We start from the raw sequence: 22958 nt of genomic DNA on the forward strand, positions 1-22958 counted from the left end.
AGCCATATCGGCGGCATCGGCCAGGGGGCTGAGTATTGGCACGGCCGAGTCACTGACCGGCGGTTCCGTGGCGGCCGCGTTGGTCTCCGTGCCGGGAGCCTCGGCGGTGTTCGAGGGCTCCGTGGTGTCCTATTCACATGCGGTCAAAATCCGGACCCTGGGTGTGTCTGCCGATCTGTTGGATCGTGTGGGCGCTGTGGATCCGGCGGTGGCACGAGCCATGGCCGAGGGTGCGCGTGAGGCCCTCGGTGTGGACGTGGCGGTGTCCACCACCGGAGTTGCCGGTCCCGAACCGCACGACGGCAAGGCCGTGGGCACCGTGTTCCTGGGTGTGGCCGGGCCTGATGGCACGCACGTTCAGGAACTGCATTTAGGTGGATCCCGTGCCCAGATCCGGACGGCCAGCGTGACCGCTGCCCTGGAGAATCTTGCAGCACACTGTCGGTTCCCAGACTTCTCCCAGTAAATCCCGGAACCGATCGGGAACAATGGTGACCCGTCAGGCGGTTGTACCCGTCGACGGCCCAGGGAGGGGCCATCCGGAACTGATCCGATCGGTGAAGATTCCGGGCCACGCGGAGTTTCTCCGCACTATTGAGGAGCCAATCATCACGACGACCAAGACCCCCGTGTCAGTCAACGGCGTCATCCGCTGGAAGGACGTCGAAACCACCACCGTCAACGATTCCGTTCATTCGGAACCCAAGCCGGTTGTGCTGCGTCAGGAAATTGGCGAGGTACTCCGTTCCGTCCGTCAGCGTCAGGGGCGCACCCTGCGTGAGGTTTCACATTCCGCACGAGTTTCACTGGGTTACCTCAGTGAAGTTGAGCGCGGTCAGAAGGAAGCTTCTTCTGAACTGTTGGCATCGATCTGCTCTGCACTCGATGTCCCCGTCTCCGCCATGCTGCGTGAGGTGGCTGACCGTGTTGCCGAGGTTGAAGGCAACCTGGCACCGGACACCGTGCCCGCTGAACTGCGCGAGCAGTACCAGCACGAATTCGGGGCACGCGCCCACTGAAACTTTCCACCCGGGCGGACTCACGCGGCCATGAGCTGATCGCGTCCCTGCCGGAGACAGCGGGATCCAATGCCCAGGTGGCGTTGGGTCCCGCTGTCGTGTTGTGAGGAGCCACTGTGAGACTGAGTCGCTTTTACCAGATGCTGGAGCATGAATTCGGTGCGGGCCAGGGGCGAATGCTCGTCCAGGACACCGTGCTGGGGGAGTTGGGGCATCGCACACCGGAGCAGGCTCTGAATCAGGGAGAAGACCCCAAGACCGTGTGGTTCGCCCTGTGCAAGAACCAGGACGTCCCCCGGGAGCGTTGGTGGGGACCGGACATGGAGCCCAAGCGCTGATTCGCGTGACGGCGGGGACCGCGTGGCTGGTGTGAATGACACGCCCACGATCTCCTATCCGAACAAATGTTCGAACACCGTGTAGTGTTCTGGTGGTGCTTGAGGCGAGCCTTCAAGACTCCACAGGGCTCTGGATTCCTGCGCAACGGTGTTCTTCCCCCACGGTTGCAGTGCTCCAGCCTTGTGTTGTCTGACCCCCTGTCTAGCGTTGTTTCTGACAGCTCATGGCGGAGTGGTCACCGGAGGCTCAGCTCAAGCGCCTCAGATTTCTCCGCCCCTTCACGGCGGCCGCAGCGGCCGCACCACGAACCCACACGAGGTGAACCATGGCCCCCAAGAACAGCTCGGGCAACGCCGGATCGGACCGCGAAAAGGCACTGGAAACCGTCCTGGCCCAGATCGACAAGAACTATGGCAAGGGCTCCGTCATGCGTTTGGGGGAGCGCCCCGCGCAGAAGGTGGAGGTCATCCCCACCGGATCCATCGCTTTGGACGTCGCGCTGGGCACCGGTGGGTTCCCCCGCGGCCGTGTGGTGGAGATCTACGGTCCTGAGTCCTCCGGTAAGACCACTGTGGCTTTGCATGCCGTGGCCAACGTTCAGAAGGCCGGGGGCATTGCCGCCTTCATCGACGCCGAACACGCCCTGGACCCGGTCTACGCCCAGAAGCTCGGTGTGGACATTGACAACCTCTTGGTCTCCCAGCCGGACACCGGTGAACAAGCTCTGGAGATCATGGACATGTTGGTGGGCTCTGGCTCCATCGACATCGTGGTGATCGACTCCGTGGCGGCCTTGGTGCCCAAGGCGGAAATCGAAGGTGAGATGGGTGATTCCCACGTCGGTCTGCAGGCCCGTTTGATGTCCCAGGCCCTGCGTAAGATCACCGGCCGTTTGTCCCACTCCAAGACCACAGCCATCTTCATCAACCAGCTGCGTGAAAAGATTGGTGTGTTCTTCGGCTCCCCGGAGACCACCACCGGCGGTAAGGCATTGAAGTTCTATGCCTCCGTCCGGGTGGACGTCCGCCGCATTGAAACCTTGAAGGACGGCGCCAACCCTGTGGGCAACCGCACCCGGGCCAAGATCGTCAAGAACAAGATGGCCCCGCCCTTCAAGCAGGCCGAGTTCGACATCCTGTACGGCCAGGGCATTTCCACGGAGGGTGGTCTGATCGACCTCGGCGTGGAGCAAGGCATCGTCAAGAAGTCCGGCGCCTGGTTCACCTATGAGGGTGACCAGCTGGGCCAGGGCAAGGAGAACGCTCGCCGTTTCCTGCGGGACAACCCGGAGATGGCGTTGGAGATCGAACACAAGATCCTGACCAAGCTCGGGATCGTGGAAGACGATTCCCCGGAGGTCGATGCCGACGGCGTGGTGGCCGACTTCGGCTCGGAAGATGCCTCCGCCAAGGCTGCCTTCTGAGGTGGCCCCCCAGTAGTCCCGACCCCGAAAGTGATGATTCCTTTCGGGGTCGTGGAGTATCCAGACCCAGATGAGAGGTTCCCTTGTCAGAGTCACCCTACGAACAGCGCCGACGCCGCGCGCAGCAGCGTCAACGGGCCAGGGGTCGGAGTGCTGAACCATCACCGGAGTACAACTCGGCAGAGTTGGACACCGTGCAGTCCGGCACCGAGCAGATCAACTCCGCGCACGTTGAGGGGCAACCGGCGGAGACTGGCGGGGTCGGCCTTCACGCCGGTACAGCTTCCGGAGACATGGACCCGGGTCAGGTGGAGGCCGCCCGGAACATTGTGCTGCGTCAGCTCACGGCCTCTGCTAAGTCACGCCGCCAGCTTGAGGACAAGCTGGCGGATCGTGGTGTCCCGGAATCGGTGGCCATGACTGTTCTGGACCGGTTCCAAGAAGTTGGGCTGGTGGATGACGTCTCCTTTGCCCAGACATTCGTTCGGTCGCGGGCGGAGACCCGCAAACTGGCTCGCCCGGCCCTGCGGCGTGATCTTCAGGCCAAGGGCATTGACCCCGATGTGGCGGAAGCTGCGTTGCAGCAACGAACTGACGAACAGGAGCGCCAGGACGCTCTTGAGTTGGTCCGCCGCAAAGCGCCGTCCGGTGAACAGTTGGCCACACAGATGGCTGAACGCAGCACACGGGACAAGCTCACGCGCCGCTTGGTTTCCATGCTGGCCAGAAAGGGCTATGCGCCGGGCATGGCGTTCGACGTCGTGAAAGAAGTCCTGGGTGAGCTCTCCCAGGATTCTGAGTACTGAGCCACCGGTCGGCCAAGTTGACGGCCCCACTATTCTTGTGGGGTGAGTATGACCGACGTTGACGCCCAGGTAACTGCTGGAAGCGCCCACACCCAGACCACCAGCACACCCCGTACCGGGCCCTCCACGCAGGCCCCGGAGATCCCCGTGCTGGATTCGCCCCGATCCTTTGAGGTCCGCACCTTCGGGTGCCAGATGAACGTCCACGATTCCGAGCGGATCAACGGCCTGTTGGAAACCGCCGGTTACACACCAGTCCGTGACGGTGAGGATCCAGATCTGGTGGTGTTCAACACCTGCGCGGTGCGGGAGAACGCGGACAACAAGCTCTACGGACACCTGTCCCAACTGGTGCCGCAGAAGCAGAAGAACAAGGATTTCCAGGTGGCCGTGGGCGGCTGCCTGGCGCAGAAGGACCAGGACACCATTCTCAAGAAGTCCCCCGTGGTGGACGTGGTGTTCGGTACGCACAACATCGGTTCCCTGCCGGTGCTGCTGGAGCGGGCTCGGCACAATGAGGAAGCCGAGATCGAGATCCTGGAGTCCCTGGAGACCTTCCCCTCGGCCCTTCCCACCAAGCGGGATCAGGCTTACGCCGGTTGGGTGTCCATCTCCGTGGGGTGCAACAACACGTGCACGTTCTGCATCGTGCCGTCGTTGCGGGGCAAGGAGGAGGACCGCCGTCCCGGTGACATCTTGGCCGAGGTCCAGGCCCTGGTGGACCAAGGTGCCGTGGAAGTCACCCTGTTGGGTCAGAACGTGAACTCCTACGGGGTGTCCTTTGGTGACCGGCAGGCGTTCTCCAAGCTGCTGCGCGCCTGCGGTGAGATTCAAGGTTTGGAGCGGGTACGGTTCACCTCTCCGCATCCGGCGGCCTTCACGGACGACGTCATTGACGCCATGGCCCAGACCCCCAACGTAATGCCCCAGTTGCACATGCCGTTGCAGTCCGGCAGCGACCGCGTGCTCAAGGACATGCGCCGGTCTTATCGGTCCAAGAAGTTCCTGGTCATTCTGGAAAAGGTTCGGGATCAGATCCCGCAAGCTGCCATCACCACGGACATCATTGTGGGTTTCCCCGGGGAAACGGAGGAGGACTTCCAGGACACCATGCGTGTGGTGGAGGAGTCCCGTTTCTCCATGGCCTACACCTTCCAGTACTCGGTGCGCCCGGGCACCCCCGCCGGTGAGCGTGAAGACCAGTTGCCCAAGGCCGTGGTCCAGGAACGCTTTGAACGCCTGGTGGCATTGCAGGATCGCATTGCCGCGGAGGAGAACGCGGCTCTGGTGGGCCGTACCGTGGAGTTGTTGGTGACGGCCAATGCCGGCAAGAAGAGCGGTGAAACCCACCGTCTGTCCGGGCGCGCCCAGGATCAGCGCCTGGTGCATTTCTCCGTGCCGGAGGGCGCTGAGGCTCCACGCCCGGGTGATTTTGTGACGGTTCCCGTCACCCAGGCGGCTGCCTACCACCTGATTGCCGATCCTGCCGCGGACCAGTACCACCTGCGGCGTGCCCGTGGGGGCGATGCCTGGGAACGTGAGCAGGCGCAGTCCTGCGGGACCGGCTCGGGCGCTGCCGGAAGCACCAAAGCCGGCCAGGTCAATTTGGGAATGCCCACCCTGCCTGTGGCCGCGGCCCCGGTCAACGGTGGCTGATTTCACGACGACGCCGTCCCCGGCTTCCCTGCCCGTCATTGCGCTGGTGGGCCCCACCGGCACGGGCAAAACTGCCCTGAGTGTCCAGCTTGCTCAGCAGCTGGGCGGGGAAGTGGTCAACGCGGATGCCATGCAGTTCTACCGGGGCATGGACATCGGGACGGCCAAGGCCATGGTGGAGGAACGCGCCGGGGTGGCCCACCACCTGTTGGACATCATGGATGTCACCCAGGAAGCCTCCGTGGCCGCGTTCCAGCACCAGGCGCGGCAGTGCTTTGAGCAGATCTGGCAGCGTGGCCACGTACCCATCCTGGTGGGTGGCTCTGGGTTGTATGTCCGGGCCGCCTTGGACCACATGGAGTTTCCCGGTACGGATCCAGCGGTCCGTCGTCGTTTGGAAGAGGAACTGGCCGCGCACGGTCCGGGTGCACTGCGCACGCGGTTGCAGGCGGTGGACCCGGAGTCTGCGGCGCGGATCAAGGATGACCGCCGTTTGGTTCGCGCGCTGGAAGTTCACCAGGTCACGGGCCGGCCGTTCACGGCGTTCATGCCCACTCGGGAGTACGTGCAACCGGCCATCCAGATCGCCCTGGACCTGGACCGTTCGCAGCTGCACGACCGCTTGGAGCAGCGGGTGCACGCCATGGTGGAGGCGGGGCTGGAAGATGAGGTCCGCCGTTTGATTCCCAGGGGACTGCGTGAGGGCAAGACGGCGTCCCGAGCCCTGGGTTACGGGCAGTTCTTGGCTGTGCTGGACGGTGAGATGACCATTGAGGAGGCTGTGACCTCCACCGTGGTGTCCACCCGGCAGTTCGCCAAACGTCAGGTGACCTGGTTCCGTGGCGACCCCCGGATGCAGTGGCTTGATGCCACTGATCCGCTGCTGGTGAAGCACACACTGGAGCTGATCCGGCGCAGTGGAATTGCGGATTAGCATGGTCGCGTGACTACCGAGCACCCCGAATCCCCGCAGCAGGCAGAATCCACTCAGTCCCGGGCTGAGGCCCAGCCCAACACTGACGCCGAGCCCAACGCGGCAACGCACGCCGGCTCCCAGGCACTGTCCGCCGCTGAGCGCACCCGTGCCGATGAGGTTTTTGGTGAGCTGACCGGGTGGCCTTTCATCAAGGCACACGGCACAGGCAATGACTTTGTGGTGGTGGTGGATCCTGAGGCCGAACTGCTGCTCTCGGAAGAGACCGTGCAGTTGGCGTGTGACCGTCACCAGGGAATCGGTGGTGACGGTTTCATCCGCATCACCCGTTCGGCCAACCTGGACGAGGGCGCGGCGTTGTTGGACCAGGCGCCGGAAGCAGAATGGTTCATGGATTACCGCAACGGGGACGGCTCCATTGCTGAGATGTGCGGTAACGGTGTCCGAGTCTTCGTCCACGTGCTGGCCGCACAGGGATTGATCGACCTGCCCCAGGGGGAGGTGGTCCGCATCGGCACCCGTGCGGGGGTCAAGACCGTGGCTCGCACGGCGGACGGGTACGCCGTGGACATGGGGCCGTGGGGATTCATCGACGGCGATTCCGCTCGCTCCCGCGGATCTGATGCCGTGGTCACGGGTGGTGGGCTGCGCGTCCCGCGTCCGGCGGTGTCCATCACCATGGGCAACCCGCACACGGTGGTGGCTCTCGCCGAGGGCGAAAAGCTGGATTCACTGGAACTGTTCACGGAACCCACAGTGCGGCCCACCCCGCCGGAAGGCACCAACGTGGAATTTGTGGTGCCCATTGACGAGGAAGGGGAGGGCTCCGAGGAGATCGGTCGGATCCGCATGCGTGTTCACGAACGCGGCGTGGGGGAGACCCAGTCCTGCGGAACCGGTGCCTGCGCTGCCGCTGCCGCCACGCGTTTCTGGGCCGGGGAGACAGCACCCGATGAATGGTTGGTGGAAGTCCCCGGTGGCGTGGTCTCAGCAACATTCGTGGAGGGCCCGCACGGGGCTGAACACGTGGTCCTGGCCGGGCCCGCCGTGGTGGTGGCTACCGGGACTTTCGGCTGACCGCAAGCACCCGAAAGCCTTTGGACGTGGCACTACGCTTCACGTCCCAGCTCTGGCCGGTGGCCTCCGCCAAAGCCGTCACCAGCCATTTCTGCAGGGAGTCTGCCCCCAAGTTCTTCTGCACCACCAACCAGGCAACCCCGTCCGGACTCAACCGCGGCAGCCACTGCAACAGGATCTGGTGCAGGGCCTCCTTGCCAACACGGATGGGCGGATTGGACCAGATCACGTCAAAGCGCCGCTCGGCAGGAACGTCCTCCGGCAGGTAGGTTTCCGCGCGAACGCCGTTGGCGGCAGCGTTGTCCCGGGTCAAGGCCAGAGAGCGTTCATTGACGTCCACGGCGGTGACCCGCGGTGCGTCGTCGTCGGTTGACTCCGTTGAGAGGTTCGCGCCAGAGAGGCCAAGGGCCAGGGTGATGGGACCCCAGCCGCAGCCAAGGTCCAAGAACTCGCTTCCGGCCGGGTCAGGTGCGGATTCCAGCAGAACGGCCGTGCCCTTGTCCAGGGCCTTGGGGGAGAAGACCCCTGCGGAGGTGACCACGGAGACGGTGCGCCCGCGAAGCTCAACCTGCATCTGAGTACGTTGTTCAGGAGTTTCCGGGGTGAGGAAGTAGTGCACCGTCATGACCGATAGCCTAGACGGCGGGGAACAACACACACCGTTACACCGTTGTACCCGTGGAAGACCCGCCGGCCTACACCCTGCCGCTACACCACAAGCAGGTACCTGATCAGCGCCGGCTGCAACACGAAAAGGATTCATGACCAACTCCCAAAACTCGCCCGAACACACCACGGCACCGGCACAGGGCGGCCACCAGCCGTCCCAGTCAGAACTTGAGGACGTGGTGGAGCGTGTGCTCTCCCGCGTCCGCGCAGGCCGTGGCTCCGGGACGATCGTGGACGCCGCCGACGGTCAAGATGCCGGAGACTGGCAGCCCCACGTTCTGGGTGGCCGCGCCCGCGAACTGTCCCAACGCACGGTTCACACCACAGCTGACGGAGACCAGTTCGGCCTTGCCGAGCGGCAGTCCTTGCGCCGTGTGGCCAATCTGTCCACGGAACTCGAGGACATCACGGAGGTCGAGTACCGAGAACTACGCCTGGAGAAGGTGGTTCTGGCGGGGCTGTGGACCTCTGGCCGCGCCGAGGATGCAGAGAACTCCCTGCGCGAACTGGCCGCTTTGGCCGAAACCGCAGGCTCCGAGGTGTTGGACGGCGTGATTCAGCGCCGTGTCACCCCGGATCCGGCCACCTACCTGGGCTCCGGCAAGGCGCTGGAACTCAAGGAGATCGTGTCAGCCACCGGTGCGGACACCGTGATCGTGGATGAGGAACTTGCCCCCTCCCAGCGCCGTGCCCTGGAAGACGTGGTCAAGGTCAAGGTCATCGACCGCACAGGTCTGATCCTGGACATCTTTGCCCAGCACGCCAAGTCCAAGGAGGGCAAGGCGCAGGTTGAACTGGCCCAACTGGAGTACATGCTGCCGCGTCTGCGTGGTTGGGGTGGCAACCTCTCCCGTCAGGCCGGTGGCCGGGCCGCAGCCGGTGAAGGCATCGGCTCGCGTGGTCCGGGTGAAACCAAGATCGAGTTGGACCGCCGCCGCATCCGTGCCCGCATGGCAAAGCTGAAGCGGGAGATCGCCGGGATGAAGCCGGCCCGTGAGGCCAAGCGGCTCAATCGTCGTCGCAATTCCGTTCCGTCAGTGGCTATTGCCGGCTACACCAACGCCGGCAAGTCCTCATTGTTGAACCGGCTCACGGACGCCGGGGTGCTGGTGGAGAACGCGCTGTTCGCCACCCTGGACCCCACGGTCCGCAAGGCCACCACACCGGATGGAATCGGATACACCCTCTCCGACACCGTCGGGTTCGTCCGATCCTTGCCCACCCAGCTGGTGGAGGCATTCCGCTCCACCCTGGAAGAGGTCGCGGATGCGGATCTGATCCTGCACGTGGTGGATGGAGCACACCCGGATCCGGAGGGACAGATCCGTGCGGTGCGTGAGGTCCTTGCTGACATCCAGGCCACCACGCTGCCGGAGATCATTGTGGTCAACAAGGCTGATGCCGCTGACCCATTTGTGATCGACCGACTGCGCAACACGTACAAGAACGTGGCTGTGGTCTCCGCGCACACCGGTGCCGGGATTGATGAGCTCAAGGACTTGATCGCCTCCTCCATCCCGCGTCCGGATCACGTTCTGGACATGGTGGTGCCTTACAGCCACGGCGACGTCGTCTCTCGCCTGCACAGCTGGGATGCGGAGATCCTGCGCACCGAATACCTTGCCGAGGGCACGCACCTTCTGGTGAAGGTCCGTGAGGACCTGGCCGGGGAACTGGCGCACTATGTGCCGGAGAACCCGCCGGATTTCACCGTGGCCGATGGTCAGGCAGAATCGGTCGGTTCCACCCCACACTCCGCATGAGCGCTCCTGCCTCCCCGTCGGCCAGCATTCGCGACGGCAAGGGCCGGGCGGTCACTGACCGTCCGGAAACCTTGCCGGGCGCAGCCGATGCGCTTGCGTTGCTGGACACCGCGGTTGAGACCCTGGGAGGGCAGCGCCGTGACGGTCAGCGGTTCATGGCCGCCAAAGTGGCTGAAGCACTTGAGCTCAAACGGCACCTGTTGGTCCAGGCGGGCACGGGTACGGGAAAGTCGCTGGCGTACCTGACGCCAGCACTTCACCATGCCGCCGCAAACCGCGGCGCTGCCTCCAAACCAGTGGTGATCGCCACCGCCACCTTGGCGCTGCAGTCCCAGGTGGTGGGCCGTGACGTCCCGCGGCTCCTGGGCGCTCTGGAGGGCGAGCTGCCGGAGGGCATGGAGGTCGCCCTGCTCAAGGGGCGCAGCAACTACGCCTGCCTGCACAAGTTGGAGGGCGGTTATCCGGAAGACGACGACGGCGCACTGTTCGCCGCCCCCGGGGAAGGTTCCCATCCGTCGTCGGGGCCGGTCTCGTCCTTGGGGCAAGAAGTTCAGCGACTACGCGACTGGGCGGCCAAGACGGACGCCGGCGATCGGGACGAGGTCCTGCCCGGGGTGACCGACCTGGCCTGGCGGCAGATCTCCGTCACGGCACGCGAGTGCCTGGGACGCTCCTGCCCGTTCGTGGAGGAGTGTTTTGCGGAACTGGCCAAGGCCCGCGCTGCAGAGTCGGATGTGGTGATCACCAACCACGCGCTGTTGGCCATCAACGCCTTTGAAGATCTTCAAGTGTTGCCCGAACACGACGTTGTGATCATTGACGAGGCCCACGAACTGCGCGACCGCGTGACCGGCGCTGTGACCGGGGCGCTGTCCGCGGCCACGGTGCGAGCGGCGGCCACCTCCATCCGCAAGCACACCTCGGCCAAGACCGATGATCTCAGCTCCGGTGCCGATGATCTGGAACGGTCCCTCTCCGGTGTCCCCGCGGAACTCCTGGCCCGCGGGCTCACCGAGGCCATGACAGCAGCGGTGGCGCGCATCCGTGACGCCGCCCGGCAAGCGTTGACCGATTCCAAGCCGGAAAGAGGAACCGGGCAGGAGGCCGACACCGACGGCGGCCGGCAGATGGCGCGTTCCCGGGTGACCGAGGTCCTGGAACTGTGTCAACGCATGCTGGAGGCCGATGAACAACGCGAGGTTCTCTGGCTCTCCCGTGTGGGCGGATGGGAAGCCGGACGCGGCTACGTGCCCGCCCAGGACGATGACCCGGCCACCCTGCACATAGCCCCGCTGTCCGTGGCTGGTCAGTTGCGTGACGGACTGTTTGCGGAGCGAACCGTGGTGATGACTTCGGCCACGCTCTCCGTGGGGGAGTCCTTTGACTCCGTGGCCGGTGATCTGGGACTGCAGGGTGCTGGTGCCCCGCGGTGGGACGGCGTGGACGTGGGAAGCCCGTTCGACTACGGCCGGCAGGGCATCCTGTACCTGGCCAAGCACCTGGAAAAGCCCGGGCGCCAACTTTCCCCTGGCATGCTGGATGAAATCCTGGAGTTGATCGAAGCCTCCGGGGGTGCTGCTCTGGGGCTGTTCTCCTCCCGGCGAGCAGCGGAAGAAGCAGCAGAACATGTGCGCTCGCGCGCAGAGATCCCCATCCTGTGCCAAGGGGAGACCTCACTGAACTCCCTGGTCAAAGAGTTCGCCGAGGACCCGGAAACCTGCCTGTTCGGGACCATGAGCCTGTGGCAGGGGGTGGACGTCCCCGGGGACTCCTGCCGTCTGGTGCTGATTGACCGCATTCCGTTCCCGCGCCCCGATGATCCGTTGTCCACGGCACGGACCCGGGCCACCGCTGAGGCCGGTGGCAACGGCTTCATGGCCGTTTCTGCCACGCACGCGGCCGTTCGCCTGGCCCAAGGAGCGGGGCGACTCATCCGTTCCGCCTCTGACCGCGGTGTGGTGGCCATACTGGACTCACGGATTGCCACAGCCCGGTACGGGGGATTCCTACGGGCAAGCCTGCCGCCGTTGTGGACCACGGCGGATCGCACCGTGGTCCTGGGAGCCTTGAAGCGACTCGATCCGAACACCTGAGACAGGAGAGCAACCATGCGCGGAACCATCATTCACGGACCTGGCGACGTACGGGTGGAGGACCGTGAGGACCCCACCATCCAGAAGCCCACCGATGCCATCATCCGGGTGACTGCTGCGTGTGTGTGCGGCTCGGACATGTGGCCGTGGCGCGGAATTGACGAAATCCAAGATCCCCGCCCCATGGGCCATGAATACGTGGGAGTGGTGGAACAAATTGGCGACGACGTCCGCAACGTCTCCGTGGGGGACTTTGTGGTGGGCTCCTTCATGGCCTCGGACAACACATGCGAAATCTGCGAATCCGGATTCCAGTCCCGGTGCATCCAGGGTGAATTCGCCACCCCCGGTGGTGCCCAGTCCGAACTGCTCCGGGTTCCGCTGGCCGACGGCACCCTGGTGGCCACGCCGGGGCAGCCCGACCCGAAGCTGATCCCGTCCTTGCTGGCGGCCTCCGATGTGCTGGGAACGGGCTGGTTCGGTGCCGTGGCAGCGCAGGCCGGTCCGGGCAAGACCGTGGCCGTGGTGGGCGACGGCGCCGTGGGACTGCTGGCCGTGCTGGCCGCAAAGGAACTGGGGGCGGAACGCATCATCGCCATGAGCCGCCACGAGTCCCGGCAGAAGCTGGCCCGGGAGTTCGGCGCCACGGACATCGTGGAGGAACGCGGTGAAGACGGCGTGGCCAAGATCAAGGAACTGACCGATGGCTACGGGGCGCACTCCGTGGTGGAAGCGGTGGGCACCCAGGAGTCCATGCTCCAGGCCATCCACTCGGCCCGGCCCGGCGGCCACGTGGGATTCGTGGGCGTCTCCCATGACGTCTCCCTGCCCGGTGAGACCTTGTTTGCTGCGGAAGTCAGCTTGCTGGGTGGTCCCGCACCCGTGCGGCGATTCCTGCCCGAACTCATCCAGCTGATCTGGGACCGGAAGATCGATCCCGGCAGGGTCTTCGACCTGGAACTACCGCTGGGAGAGATCGCCGAAGGTTACAAAGCCATGGACGAACGCCGCGCCATCAAGGCCCTGATCCGTCCCTGAGCCAACTCTGGACCGCTGACCACAAGACGTGAGGTCCGCACCCGTTGAGGGTGCGGACCTCACGTTGGTGTAGGCACCAGTATTTCAGAGGCTACGCAGTACGGAGACCACCTTGCCCATGACCGTGGCGTGATCACCCAGGATGGGTTCGTACTGCGTGTTCTGGGGCAGCAGCCAGGTGTGACCGTCACGTTGGCGGAAGGTCTTGACCGTGGCCTCGTCATCCAGCAGGGCGGCCACGATGTCACCGTTGTTCGCGGTGTTCTGTTGGCGGACCACCACCCAGTCGCCGTCGCAGATGGCGGCATCGATCATGGAGTCACCGCGGACCATGAGCATGAACAGCTCGCCCTGGCCGGTGAGCTGACGCGGCAGTGCCACAGTGTCCTCCACCTGCTGATCTGCCATGATGGGCACACCTGCGGCAATGTGTCCGACCAGGGGAACCAGGGCGATCTCCCCGGCATCCGCGTACTCGCTCTGCGCTGAGTGGGTACGCGGCGTGAGGGGCGTGACATTCGGCGGGAGGTTCACTTCCGCAGCGGTCTGCCCGGTCTCTGCAGCGGTCTGCCCGGTTTCCACGGTGGGATCCAGCACCTCCATGGCACGGGGGCGTTTGGGATCACGGCGGATGTGACCGAGCTTCTCCAACTGATTGAGCTGATGGGTCACGCTGGACAGGGACGCCAGTCCGGCCAGGTCTCCGATCTCCCGCATGGACGGCGGGTACCCGTGCTCGGCAATGGAGGCGCGAATCACGTCCAGGATCTTCTGTTGGCGCGCTGACAGGGGCTTTCGGGCATCAAGCGACTGAATGCTGTCAGCCGTTGCGGGGGCTGAGTCCTTGTGTGCCATGTCCGTCCTTAGTGCTGCCCGAGGCCAAATCCTTGTGTTGTCTGACCCCCTCGGTTGACTGGTTCCAGGTGAACAAGCCGGTCGAGTCACGGGGGTCATCCCGCGGTTGATCGGCTGGTGAACCAGCCCGTCAACGTCCTCTCAGCATAAGGGAGGTGATGGGCGCAACCAAACAAATGTTCGAATGCGTGTCGACATCATTCGTACACACGTGCTAGAACTGTTCGAAACGGAATCGAACACCTGTTCGAGCCCCTCGGGGTGTCATGCAGGACCAAACGGTTTGTAGAACACCTCAGCAAGAAGGAGTGCTTCCCATGTCAGCCATCAGCTTTGTACCTCGCTTGACCTCGCACGTGGCCCCCAAGGCCCCGCTGCTGCGCGGCGTTCGTTCGGGCTGCCGTGCTTTCACCTCAGAAGTTGTTGCAGCAGTGCCGGTGCTGCAGCGCGGGCCGCGTGAGGTCACCCAAGCCTCGCACACTCGGAAGCTGGGTGCGGCGGCTGCCAAGCAGCGTGTGCATCTCACTCGCCGGGGGCGTCTGCTCTTTGTGGGTTTGCCGGTGATGCTGGCCACTGCAGCCGTTGCCATGGCCCTGTTGATCTTGGTGGCACCGGCCACGGTCACGGCCAGCACGGATCCTGTGCAGGGCTCCGGAACGGAAGTGGTCACAGTGGCAACTGGGGAGAGCCTCTGGGACGTGGCGCTGGCTGCCGATTCAGACCGGGACACCCGTGTGGTCATCGCTGAGATCATGGAACTCAATGACCTCACCTCTCAGTCCGTGACCACCGGTCAACAGCTGATGGTGCCTGTCAACTGACGCCTTGTGGCCCTGCAGGTGGGGTCCGGGTGCGGAGCGAACCTGCATGCAGTCGCTGAGCCTCGTAGACTGGTGCGGTGACTGAGACCAACCCACGCACTGAGCTCCTGAACGCGCTGCCCCTGCGGGAGGACCTTCGCGGCAAGAGCCCGTACGGAGCCCCGCAGTTGGAAGTTCCGGTCACGTTGAACACCAACGAGAACACCCATCCTGTCCCCACTGAGGTGCAGCAGGCCATCGTGGAGGAAGTCTCCAAGGCCGCTTTGAACCTCAACCGCTACCCGGACCGTGAGTTCACGGAACTTCGGGAGGAACTTGCGGCGTATCTGGGCCAGGGTCTGGGGCCGGAGAACCTGTGGGCGGCCAATGGCTCCAATGAGATTCTCCAGCAACTCATGCAGGCTTTTGGTGGGCCCGGGCGCAGCGTTCTGTCCTTTGTTCCCACCTACTCCATGTACCCCATCCTGGCGGCCGGGACCAACACGGAGTTCATTGCCGGGCAACGCGCAGCGGACTTCACGCTGAGCCCAGAATCAGCCGCAGCCCAGGTGCGTGAACACAAGCCGTCCATCGTGATCCTGTGCTCTCCCAACAACCCCACGGGAACGGCACTTGAGGACGACGTCGTGGATGCGGTGTACCAAGCCGGTGAGGCTAGCAACAGCATCGTGATCGTGGATGAGGCCTACGCCGAATTCGCCCGCAACCCAGCCACCACTGCTCTGAGCCTGCTGCCCGGCAGGCCACGCCTGGTGGTCACCCGCACCATGTCCAAGGCCTTCGCCCTGGCTGGTGCCCGTATCGGGTACTTTGCGGCCGCGGCCGAGATTGCCGATGCCATACGGTTGGTCCGCCTGCCCTACCACCTGTCCGCTGTCTCGCAGGCCACGGCGCTGGCAGCGCTGCGCCACCGCAGCAGCCTCTTGGCTGATGTGGAGGACATCAAGATGCAGCGTGACCGCATTGTTGATGAACTGAAACGATTGGGATTGCAACCCTCCGAGTCGGATTCCAACTTTGTGTTCTTCGGTGGGGACTTTGATGCCCCGGCGTTGTGGCAGGAGTTGCTGAGTCGCGGCATCCTGATCCGTGATGTCGGCATTGCCGGGCATTTGCGGGTCACTGCCGGCACGGAGGAGGAGACCACGGCGTTCTTGGAAGCCGTGGAAACTCACCTGACCCAGTAGCCGTCCCCCGGGCAGCACACCCACCACCGTCACTTTTGATCCACCAGCACCCAGCGGAGTATTCATGACCACCACAGATCAGCAACCCGATCAGAACAGTCAGGGTCGGCGTGCCCGTGTTGAACGTGCCACCAGTGAGTCCCAGATCGTGGTGGAACTGAACCTGGATGGCACCGGGGAGAACAACATCTCCACCACCGTTCCGTTCTATGACCACATGCTCACGGCCTTGTCCAAGCACTCACTGATCGACCTGACCGTGCAGGCCACCGGGGACACCCACATTGACGTTCACCACGTGGTGGAGGACACCGCCATTGTGATTGGTGAAGCCATCAAACAGGCTTTGGGAGACAAGCGCGGAATCCGCCGATTTGGTGAGGCATCCGTTCCCCTGGACGAGACGCTGGCGCGCGCCGTGGTGGATGTTTCCGGGCGCCCGTACTGCGTGCACGTGGGGGAGCCGGAAGGTCAGCAGTACCACCTGATCGGTGGGCACTTCACCGGCTCCATGGTCCAGCACGTGTTCGAGTCCCTGACCTTCCACGCGGAGATCTGCCTCCACATGGAGCTCATCAGGGGCCGGGACCCGCACCACATTGCCGAGGCCCAGTTCAAGGCCCTGGCCCGCGCTTTGCGCACCGCCGTGGAGTCCGATCCCCGGGTCACGGGTGTGCCCTCCACCAAGGGAGCGCTGTGATGCGCAGCCCTGAAGAAGGTGTGACGCCGGAGGGCAAGACCATTTCTGCCCCGGAAACTGTGGGCCCCCCGGTCACGCAGTCCACGCAGACGGTGCCGACCGTCGTCGTTCTGGACTACGGTGCGGGCAATGTGCGCTCGGCGGTCCGCGCGTTGGAGGCCGCAGGTTCCCGGGTGCTGTTGACCCGGGACAAGCAGGCGGTACTGGACGCTGACGGTCTGGTGGTGCCCGGTGTGGGCGCCTTCAAGGCCGTGGTGGACGGGCTGCGTGAGGTGGGTGCCGTTGGCCTGATCGAACGGCGTCTGATGGGTGGCCGCCCGGTCCTGGGCATTTGTGTGGGTTTGCAGGTGCTGTTCGAACAGGGTGTTGAACACGGCGAGCAGACCCAGGGCCTGGGGGAATGGCCCGGGGTGGTGGAGCGTTTGAATGCGCCCGTGGTGCCGCACATGGGATGGAACACGGTTCAGCCGCCGGAGCAGACTCAGCTTTTCCAGGGCATCCAGGACGAGCGCTTCTACTTTGTCCACTCCTACGGAGTCCAGGAATGGAACTTCACCGTGGGCAGCGAACACATGGTCCCGCCTCAGGTCACCTGGGCCGAACACGGTTCCCCGTTCATTGCCGCGGTGGAGAATGGTCCGCTGTGCGCCACCCAGTTCCACCCGGAGAAATCGGGGGAGGCCGGACTGCAGTTGCTGCGCAACTGGATCAGCACCCTGCCCATCACGGGCCGTTTGGACGCGCGGCTGGATGCCCGCAATGACGACGACGGTCTGCCGGAAGCCCAGGAGCAGGCCAACCGCCAAGCAGGTGCTGCATGACCTGGTCCGTCATTCTCCTGGTGCTCGGGGCGTTCCTGGCCGGGGGAGTCATCTCCTTCCACCAACAAGGTTTCCCCAAGTGGGTGGTGGCCTTGATGGCCGTGGCCTCCGGGGCCCTGATTCTCTACGGTGCGTGGTCCTGGCTGGTCGGCCTCAACGCTTGAGGTGCCCAGTTGATCTGCCTGCCCGTGACTTTTGACCCACATCATCACAACTCGTGAGGAATCCATGACTGAGAACACCACGCCGTCCGTATCCGATTTGGTGGCTCAGGGCGAGGGGCTGCCCCGCCTGGAGCTGCTGCCCGCCGTCGATGTCCGCGACGGCCAGGCCGTGCGTCTGGTCCAGGGGGAATCCGGCTCGGAGACCGGTTACGGGGATCCTTTGGAAGCGGCTTTGGCCTGGCAGAACGCTGGTGCTCAGTGGCTGCACCTGGTGGACCTGGATGCCGCCTTCGGCACCGGGGAGAACATTGACGTGCTGACTCGCGTGGCCCAGTCCCTGGACCTGAAAGTGGAGATGTCCGGCGGTATCCGGGATGACGAATCCCTGGAGCGGGCCCTGTCCCTGGATCCGGCCCGCGTGAACCTGGGCACCGCAGCTCTGGAGAACCCGGAGTGGACCCGCAAGGTGATCAGCCAGTACGGGGAGAAGATCGCCGTGGGTCTGGATGTCCGTGGCACCACCCTCGCTGCCCGCGGGTGGACCAAGGAGGGCGGCGACCTTTGGGAGGTCCTGGACCGTCTGGAAGCGGACGGCTGTTCGCGTTACGTGGTCACGGACGTCACCAAGGACGGCACGCTCAAGGGCCCCAACGTGGAGTTGCTCAAGCAGGTTGCTGAACGGACCAACAAGCCCGTGGTGGCCTCCGGCGGGATCGCCACGCTTGAGGACATTGCAGCACTGCGCCAGTTGGTCGGCTCCGGGGTGGAGGGCGCCATCATGGGCAAGGCCCTGTACGCCGGGCGCTTCACCCTGGAGCAGGCGCTGGACGTCGCCGGCCGCCCGGGCTCCTGATGTCTGAACGCACACCTGACGGGTCTCGACCGCTGCCCCCGCACATTGCGGCTCAGCTGCGCAGCGCGGGAGGTGAGACCGACACCGGTGGTCGGCCGTGGGCCGGCCGGGATCTGGCCCACGGCCATCACCACCAGTTCCCTCACGACGACGGCGCTGCAGACGCCGCCCTGGAACGCACCTTTGAGCAGTGGCAGAACGGGCTGGTGGATGAAACGGACGTGGTGGCAGCCCTGGCTGACACCCGCTTGTTCGTGCCCGTGATGGCAGAAGTTAGCCATTCGGAGATCACCGCTGAGGGTCTGGTGGCGGACAAGGAAGCTGACATGTCCCTGGTGACTTTGCAGGCTGCTGATGGCCGCAAAGCGCAACCGGTGTTCACCTCCGACCGTCTGATTCCTCAGTGGCACGCGCAGGCACGCCCCGTGGCTGCTCAGGTGCGCAAGATTGCGATCGCCGCGGTCAAGGACGGCACCGAGTTGTTGGTGCTCAACCCGGGTGCCGGCAGCCCGTTTGTGGTGCGCCGCCCTGCATTGTGGGCCGTGGCCAAGGGGGAAACCTGGGTGCCCTCCTACGCTTCTGCACCTGTGTCTCAAGCGGTGCTCAACGCAGCTCTGGGCCTGGACGGTGTGGCCGGCGCCAACGTCCGGCCAGGGCGCGGGGTGGATGCCGTGGCTTCCGCACACGTTGCTGGCACTGCAGATTCAGCCAGATCTCATGCGGCACTGCACGGATCTGATACCGCGCAGTCCGGATCTGATGCGGCCCTGCGCGGAGGTGGATCTGGTCCTGAACTCACGGTGGTGCTTCAGCTGCTGCCGGGAATGGATCAGCACAAACTCAATCAGGTGCTTTCAGCCTTCCAGAACCGACTGTCAACGCAGAGTGTGGTGGCTGGCCAGGTTGATTCCCTGGAGATCTCCTTGGAAACCGCCCGAATCTGAGGTCGTCGGATTGAGAACACGCTTTGAGCCATGTTTCAGGTGTTCCAGGTGGCTCAAAGCGTGTTCTGAAGGGTGGGACCGTCCGACTCAGGCGTAGACGGGGCCGGTGAACTTCTCACCCGGGCCTTGCCCCGGTTGGTCCGGGAACGGTGAGGCTTCACGGAAGGCCAACTGTAGTGAGCGCAGGCCGTCGCGCAGGGGCGCGGCGTGCTGGGACCCGATCTCAGGCGCCGCAGCGGTCACAAACCCGGCCAGAGCGGTGATCAGTTTGCGGGCCTCATCCAGGTCCTTCAGCTCATCAGCATCCGGGCCATCCGCCAACCCACATTTGACGGCCGCAGCTGACATCAGGTGAACGGCCGAAGTGGTGATGACCTCGATCGCCGGGACCTCTGCAATGTCGCGCATCTGCTCATCGACCGCGGCCTTGGTGTCAGCGTCCAAGCCAGTGGAGCTTGTGTCCTGGTTCACCGGATCGTCGTGTCCTGCGGAGGTGGCTGCGGCGTCGTCGGAACCAGCTGCCCCAAAGCGGAAAGTGTTCTCGGAAGTCATGGCCCCAGCCTATGCGGTGCGCGTGTGAACCCAGAGCACGGAGCGGGCGGAGACCGACCGCGAGGTGACTTTCACCTGGTGCCAGGTCTCAGTAGCGTGAGGGCTCATGAGGCCTGATCCTGTGTCGTCGACCACCAGACTGGACGGTGACACCGGCCTGGCCGGCATGATCTACACCAAGTTGCTGGATCAAGGTGTCATCGCAGCCAATGACAGGCTGGAACAGTACTTACCTGTTCATGGAACTGCAGTCGGCAGGATCACGCTGCAATCGTGTTTGACGCACACCTCTGGTTTGCCACGAGAAGTGGGCGGTCGTTGCATTCGATTCAAGCAAGGCATGGCTACGGTGCTCGGCCGGGGTCCCCAGCCGCAGGACGTCGCAGAGTTCATGCGTCACCTCAGAGAAGCCACTGTGACGGACGCCGGGGTGTGCCGGTACTCCAATGTTGGCGGAGCAGCACTCGGTCATGCTTTGGCAGCGGCGGCCGGGGTGAATTACCCCGGACTGGTTCAGGAACATCTGGCCACCGCGCTGGCCTGTCCCACTCTTCGGGTGGAAGAAGCGGTGAAACACCACTGCGTGGATGATGCCGTGAGCTACACGGTGTTCGGCGGACGGGCACGGTCCTGGACAGGGCGCGGATACGCACCTGCAGTGGCCATTCGCGGGAGTGCCCAGGATTTCGCCACCATTTTGACAGCGCTACTGGTCCAAGACGGTCCATTTCAAGACTGCTTCAAAACACTGCACGTCGATTCCAAGGGCAGGGTTGCCGCAGGCTTCTTCGTGGACAAGATCAACGGTCGGGACATGGCCTGGCACAGCGGATTCGCCGCTGGGTTCGCATCCCATCTGATCATCGATCTGGAGCGATGCCGCGGCGCATTCGTGTCCGTGATCACACCCACTCCAACTGTTGATGTAGAGGTACTGGCATTGGAAACGCTCGAAAGTGATGGTTGACTACACACATCACGCGAGGAGGTTGGATTCCCGTGGCAGAGCAGACCATCGTGATGACGGGAGCCTCTCGCGGCATCGGGGCAACGGCAGCACGACGCGTCCTGGCTGAGAACCCTGACGCCCACTTGGTGGTGTTGGCGCGGCCCCGAGCTCGAGGTGCGTTACAAACCCGTGAGAGCTCCACGGAGCGAATATCCACAATCGACGCTGACCTGTTGTCTTTGACCAGTGTGCGGCAAGCAGCGGTTGAGGTGACCGGCCGCATCCGCCGTGGCGCACTTCCTCCACTGGGTGTTCTGGGACTCAATGCGGGGGCCCAGTACGTAACGGCCACCCGGGACTCCATGGACGGCTACGAGGCAACGTTCGCGGTGAACGTCCTGGCCAACCACCTGCTGCTTCGAAGCTTTCACGCCAGTGGTGCCACAGGTGTGAAAGCAGTGGTCACCGTCAGCGACACTCATTTTGGCGATCTTCGGCACAACTTGGGCATGGTGCCAGCTCCGCAGTGGATGTACCCTCAAGTTCTTGTTCGCCCGGGTGCCTTCGAGAATCCATTGAGTCCAAGGGCGGGTCGCATGGCCTACTCAACCAGCAAACTGGCGGCCATCTACCTGGTTCATGCCTGGGCACGCCGTTGCGCAGAGTCGTGGTCGATTCAATCGTTCAACCCGGGTTTTGTGCCGAGCACGGGTCTGGGGCGTGATGCCGGGCCTGCCGCGCGCTTTGCCCTGCGGTACGTCCTGCCGGTTCTCACGCTTTCGCCATTGGCCACCACTCAGCAGAGGGCCGGCCAGTTGTTCAAGAATGCCCTGGTCGGGGATGTGTCTGGCCCGTCAGGTGCCTACATAGACCGTGACCACATCACCAGTTCGTCAGCGGAGTCGTACGACGTCGGCCGCGAGGACGAATTGTGGGAAGTGATGGAATCGCTCACTGCCCCTTTCCTGGCCGAAGATTCCGACTTGTGATCCTGGGGGTGACGAAAGCGGGATCACGTTCCGCCCCCTGCTGGTCCGGCGCCTCAGTGTGTATGATGGTCGGCAGTGCGCAAGTGGAGGTGACTCCCACCCGCGCGGGCCGCCATCTGAAGTCATCAGCTGGAACAGCCCCCGGGTCAGAGACGATGACCGTCCGCCACGGTTCAAATGTGAACCGTCACAGCATCTTCAGGATGCCGTGTGGAACGTGAAGTTCCGGTGTGATTAGTCAGGTGACCTCCGCTTGCCCCACGTGGCAGCGGAGGTTTTTTGTTGCCACCAGCACTCGAAGAGCACCATGTAGCCGGGGTGGAACCTGGCACTAGATCAGGAGTCAAGCATCAGCGATCCACGCATCAACGACAGAATCCGAGTCCCCGAGGTCCGTCTTGTGGGCCCCGGTGGCGAGCAGGTTGGCATAGTCCGAGTTGAGGATGCCATGCGACTTGCCCGCGAATCGGACCTGGATCTGGTCGAGGTGGCTCCCAACGCAAAGCCGCCTGTGGCCAAGCTCATGGACTTCGGCAAGTACAAGTACGAGGCTGCCGTCAAGGCCCGTGAGTCCCGCAAGAACCAGACGAACACCAACCTCAAAGAGGTCCGTTTCCGTCTGAAGATCGATGACCACGATTACGAGACCAAGGTTGGCCACGCCCGCCGCTTCCTGGGCGAGGGTGACAAGGTCAAGGCCATGATCCAGTTCCGCGGCCGTGAGCAGTCACGCCCGGAGATGGGTGTGCGTCTGCTCCAGAAGCTGGCAGAAGACTTGGGCGAGTTCGGTCAGGTCGAGTCCAGCCCGCGTCAGGACGGACGCAACATGGTCATGGTCCTGGGCCCGCTCAAGAACAAGTCCGAGGCCCGTGCAGCTGCGCGTCGCGCCAAGGAGTCGGACGGCGCTGAAGAGCGCCTGCCGCAGAAGACCAAGTCCTCCCGTCGTGACCGCGAGCGTGAAGCCCGCGCCGCCGGGATGATCGACACCGATTCGGCTCTGCCCGTGGGTGGCAACAGCATTGGTGAGGCCATCCCCGAGGAACTGCGCAAGATGGCTGAGCAGAAGTTCGAGGTTCCGGAAGGGGCACCGCCTCTGAAGGTCTCCGAAGACCAGCCGCCGGTCATGGCACCCAAGGAGGAGCGCCGTGAACGCCCCGCCGGTGGCCGTGGACGTCCCACCGAGCGTGGTGGTTCCCGTGGCGCCGATCGTGGCGAACGGCCGGATCGCACGGAGCGCCCGGAGCGTGGTTCCGATCGTGGTGGACGTCCGGCAGGTCGGCCTGCTGGTGGCGGCCGACCGGAGGGT

The 22958-nt window shown here is 64.1% G+C and carries 24 protein-coding genes; 21 read left to right on the forward strand and 3 right to left on the reverse strand.

Features of this window, described 5'->3' with window-relative positions; translation table 11 throughout:
- The 8 genes from L979_RS04500 to dapF all read left to right on the forward strand — a co-directional run.
- On the forward strand, window positions 1-466 hold a 466-nt coding region (locus L979_RS04500; protein WP_047689773.1), incomplete at its 5' end, for a CinA family protein.
- 163 nt (window positions 467-629) lie between these two features.
- On the forward strand, window positions 630-1019 hold the full coding sequence (locus L979_RS04505) for a helix-turn-helix domain-containing protein (RefSeq protein WP_189587265.1): 390 nt from the start codon (window positions 630-632) through the stop codon (window positions 1017-1019).
- Window positions 1020-1135: 116 nt separating this feature from the next.
- The gene (locus L979_RS04510; RefSeq protein ID WP_047689777.1) at window positions 1136-1357 is read left to right on the forward strand and encodes a DUF3046 domain-containing protein; all 222 of its coding nucleotides are present in this window, start codon (window positions 1136-1138) and stop codon (window positions 1355-1357) included.
- Window positions 1358-1683: 326 nt separating this feature from the next.
- Window positions 1684-2781, forward strand: a complete 1098-nt coding sequence (recA, locus tag L979_RS04515) for a recombinase RecA (protein WP_047689780.1) — start codon at window positions 1684-1686, stop codon at window positions 2779-2781.
- Between the two features lie 83 nt (window positions 2782-2864).
- A complete protein-coding gene (locus tag L979_RS04520; RefSeq protein ID WP_369792969.1) occupies window positions 2865-3587 on the forward strand; it encodes a regulatory protein RecX in 723 nt (240 codons plus the stop codon).
- 48 nt (window positions 3588-3635) lie between these two features.
- Window positions 3636-5243 carry a tRNA (N6-isopentenyl adenosine(37)-C2)-methylthiotransferase MiaB gene (miaB, locus tag L979_RS04525; RefSeq protein ID WP_081993784.1) on the forward strand — a complete coding sequence of 536 codons (1608 nt, stop codon included), beginning with the start codon at window positions 3636-3638 and terminating at the stop codon, window positions 5241-5243.
- Window positions 5236-6177, forward strand: a complete 942-nt coding sequence (gene miaA, locus L979_RS04530) for a tRNA (adenosine(37)-N6)-dimethylallyltransferase MiaA (protein WP_197052068.1) — start codon at window positions 5236-5238, stop codon at window positions 6175-6177. The genes miaB and miaA overlap by 8 nt, the downstream gene beginning before the upstream one ends.
- A gap of 126 nt (window positions 6178-6303) precedes the next feature.
- A complete protein-coding gene (dapF, locus tag L979_RS04535; RefSeq protein ID WP_052209488.1) occupies window positions 6304-7254 on the forward strand; it encodes a diaminopimelate epimerase in 951 nt (316 codons plus the stop codon).
- On the opposite strand, the gene L979_RS04540 is transcribed toward dapF, so the two are convergent.
- The gene (locus L979_RS04540; protein ID WP_047689782.1) at window positions 7235-7879 is read right to left on the reverse strand and encodes a class I SAM-dependent methyltransferase; all 645 of its coding nucleotides are present in this window, start codon (window positions 7877-7879) and stop codon (window positions 7235-7237) included. The genes dapF and L979_RS04540 overlap by 20 nt on opposite strands.
- Window positions 7880-8015: 136 nt before the next feature.
- Here L979_RS04540 and hflX point away from each other — a divergent pair, with 136 nt between their 5' ends.
- Genes hflX through L979_RS04555 form a run of 3 tightly spaced genes read left to right on the forward strand, consistent with a single transcriptional unit; the run spans window position 8016 to window position 12817 of the window.
- Complete coding sequence (gene hflX, locus L979_RS04545; protein ID WP_047689784.1) at window positions 8016-9686, forward strand: GTPase HflX; 1671 nt, start codon at window positions 8016-8018, stop codon at window positions 9684-9686.
- Window positions 9683-11779 carry an ATP-dependent DNA helicase gene (locus tag L979_RS04550; protein ID WP_081993789.1) on the forward strand — a complete coding sequence of 699 codons (2097 nt, stop codon included), beginning with the start codon at window positions 9683-9685 and terminating at the stop codon, window positions 11777-11779. Before hflX ends, L979_RS04550 begins: the two co-directional genes overlap by 4 nt.
- A 15-nt stretch (window positions 11780-11794) precedes the next feature.
- Window positions 11795-12817: a zinc-dependent alcohol dehydrogenase family protein gene (locus tag L979_RS04555; RefSeq protein ID WP_047689786.1), complete on the forward strand. Its 1023-nt coding sequence runs from the start codon at window positions 11795-11797 to the stop codon at window positions 12815-12817.
- A gap of 84 nt (window positions 12818-12901) precedes the next feature.
- Here L979_RS04555 and lexA read toward each other — a convergent pair whose 3' ends face one another.
- The gene (gene lexA / locus L979_RS04560; protein WP_047689788.1) at window positions 12902-13672 is read right to left on the reverse strand and encodes a transcriptional repressor LexA; all 771 of its coding nucleotides are present in this window, start codon (window positions 13670-13672) and stop codon (window positions 12902-12904) included.
- 317 nt (window positions 13673-13989) lie between these two features.
- Between lexA and L979_RS04565 the strand changes: the two genes are divergently transcribed.
- From L979_RS04565 to L979_RS04590, 7 genes are all read left to right on the forward strand, one after another.
- A complete protein-coding gene (locus L979_RS04565; protein WP_052209485.1) occupies window positions 13990-14493 on the forward strand; it encodes a LysM peptidoglycan-binding domain-containing protein in 504 nt (167 codons plus the stop codon).
- Between the two features lie 77 nt (window positions 14494-14570).
- The gene (locus tag L979_RS04570) at window positions 14571-15680 is read left to right on the forward strand and encodes a histidinol-phosphate transaminase (RefSeq protein ID WP_047689790.1); all 1110 of its coding nucleotides are present in this window, start codon (window positions 14571-14573) and stop codon (window positions 15678-15680) included.
- A 64-nt stretch (window positions 15681-15744) separates the two neighbouring features.
- Entirely contained in the window at window positions 15745-16380 is a 636-nt protein-coding gene (gene hisB, locus L979_RS04575) for an imidazoleglycerol-phosphate dehydratase HisB (protein ID WP_047689792.1), read from the forward strand.
- Window positions 16380-17201, forward strand: coding sequence for an imidazole glycerol phosphate synthase subunit HisH (gene hisH / locus L979_RS04580; RefSeq protein WP_052209486.1), 822 nt, complete (start codon window positions 16380-16382; stop codon window positions 17199-17201). The genes hisB and hisH overlap by 1 nt, the downstream gene beginning before the upstream one ends.
- Window positions 17198-17365 carry a hypothetical protein gene (locus tag L979_RS16205; RefSeq protein WP_168023483.1) on the forward strand — a complete coding sequence of 56 codons (168 nt, stop codon included), beginning with the start codon at window positions 17198-17200 and terminating at the stop codon, window positions 17363-17365. The genes hisH and L979_RS16205 overlap by 4 nt, the downstream gene beginning before the upstream one ends.
- A 64-nt stretch (window positions 17366-17429) precedes the next feature.
- Window positions 17430-18218, forward strand: a complete 789-nt coding sequence (priA, locus tag L979_RS04585; RefSeq protein WP_052209490.1) for a bifunctional 1-(5-phosphoribosyl)-5-((5-phosphoribosylamino)methylideneamino)imidazole-4-carboxamide isomerase/phosphoribosylanthranilate isomerase PriA — start codon at window positions 17430-17432, stop codon at window positions 18216-18218.
- Window positions 18218-19162, forward strand: coding sequence for an SseB family protein (locus L979_RS04590; RefSeq protein ID WP_047689794.1), 945 nt, complete (start codon window positions 18218-18220; stop codon window positions 19160-19162). The genes priA and L979_RS04590 overlap by 1 nt, the downstream gene beginning before the upstream one ends.
- A gap of 87 nt (window positions 19163-19249) precedes the next feature.
- Here L979_RS04590 and L979_RS04595 read toward each other — a convergent pair whose 3' ends face one another.
- Entirely contained in the window at window positions 19250-19714 is a 465-nt protein-coding gene (locus L979_RS04595) for a DUF1844 domain-containing protein (RefSeq protein ID WP_047689796.1), read from the reverse strand.
- 166 nt (window positions 19715-19880) lie between these two features.
- Here L979_RS04595 and L979_RS04600 point away from each other — a divergent pair, with 166 nt between their 5' ends.
- From L979_RS04600 to infC, 3 genes are all read left to right on the forward strand, one after another.
- Entirely contained in the window at window positions 19881-20681 is an 801-nt protein-coding gene (locus L979_RS04600) for a serine hydrolase (protein ID WP_231559396.1), read from the forward strand.
- A 32-nt stretch (window positions 20682-20713) separates the two neighbouring features.
- Window positions 20714-21652, forward strand: coding sequence for an SDR family NAD(P)-dependent oxidoreductase (locus tag L979_RS04605; RefSeq protein WP_231559392.1), 939 nt, complete (start codon window positions 20714-20716; stop codon window positions 21650-21652).
- Window positions 21653-22052: 400 nt separating this feature from the next.
- The coding region (infC, locus tag L979_RS04610; RefSeq protein WP_231559393.1) for a translation initiation factor IF-3 at window positions 22053-22958 on the forward strand (906 nt) is incomplete at its 3' end.

Source organism: Kocuria sp. ZOR0020 (assembly GCF_000800955.1).
Lineage (GTDB): Bacteria > Actinomycetota > Actinomycetes > Actinomycetales > Micrococcaceae > Kocuria > Kocuria subflava.

Bases quoted from the DNA above. Each gene is read 5' to 3' on its own strand.
- miaB (WP_081993784.1), top strand. From the start codon at position 3,636: ATGACCGACGTTGACGCCCAGGTAACTGCTGGAAGCGCCCACACCCAG.
- L979_RS04600 (WP_231559396.1), top strand. From the start codon at position 19,881: ATGATCTACACCAAGTTGCTGGATCAAGGTGTCATCGCAGCCAATGAC.
- priA (WP_052209490.1), top strand. From the start codon at position 17,430: ATGACTGAGAACACCACGCCGTCCGTATCCGATTTGGTGGCTCAGGGC.
- L979_RS04540 (WP_047689782.1), bottom strand. From the start codon at position 7,879: ATGACGGTGCACTACTTCCTCACCCCGGAAACTCCTGAACAACGTACT.
- L979_RS16205 (WP_168023483.1), top strand. From the start codon at position 17,198: ATGACCTGGTCCGTCATTCTCCTGGTGCTCGGGGCGTTCCTGGCCGGG.
- recA (WP_047689780.1), top strand. From the start codon at position 1,684: ATGGCCCCCAAGAACAGCTCGGGCAACGCCGGATCGGACCGCGAAAAG.
- L979_RS04595 (WP_047689796.1), bottom strand. From the start codon at position 19,714: ATGACTTCCGAGAACACTTTCCGCTTTGGGGCAGCTGGTTCCGACGAC.
- L979_RS04565 (WP_052209485.1), top strand. From the start codon at position 13,990: ATGTCAGCCATCAGCTTTGTACCTCGCTTGACCTCGCACGTGGCCCCC.
- hisB (WP_047689792.1), top strand. From the start codon at position 15,745: ATGACCACCACAGATCAGCAACCCGATCAGAACAGTCAGGGTCGGCGT.
- L979_RS04590 (WP_047689794.1), top strand. From the start codon at position 18,218: ATGTCTGAACGCACACCTGACGGGTCTCGACCGCTGCCCCCGCACATT.
- lexA (WP_047689788.1), bottom strand. From the start codon at position 13,672: ATGGCACACAAGGACTCAGCCCCCGCAACGGCTGACAGCATTCAGTCG.
- L979_RS04555 (WP_047689786.1), top strand. From the start codon at position 11,795: ATGCGCGGAACCATCATTCACGGACCTGGCGACGTACGGGTGGAGGAC.
- hisH (WP_052209486.1), top strand. From the start codon at position 16,380: ATGCGCAGCCCTGAAGAAGGTGTGACGCCGGAGGGCAAGACCATTTCT.
- L979_RS04550 (WP_081993789.1), top strand. From the start codon at position 9,683: ATGAGCGCTCCTGCCTCCCCGTCGGCCAGCATTCGCGACGGCAAGGGC.
- hflX (WP_047689784.1), top strand. From the start codon at position 8,016: ATGACCAACTCCCAAAACTCGCCCGAACACACCACGGCACCGGCACAG.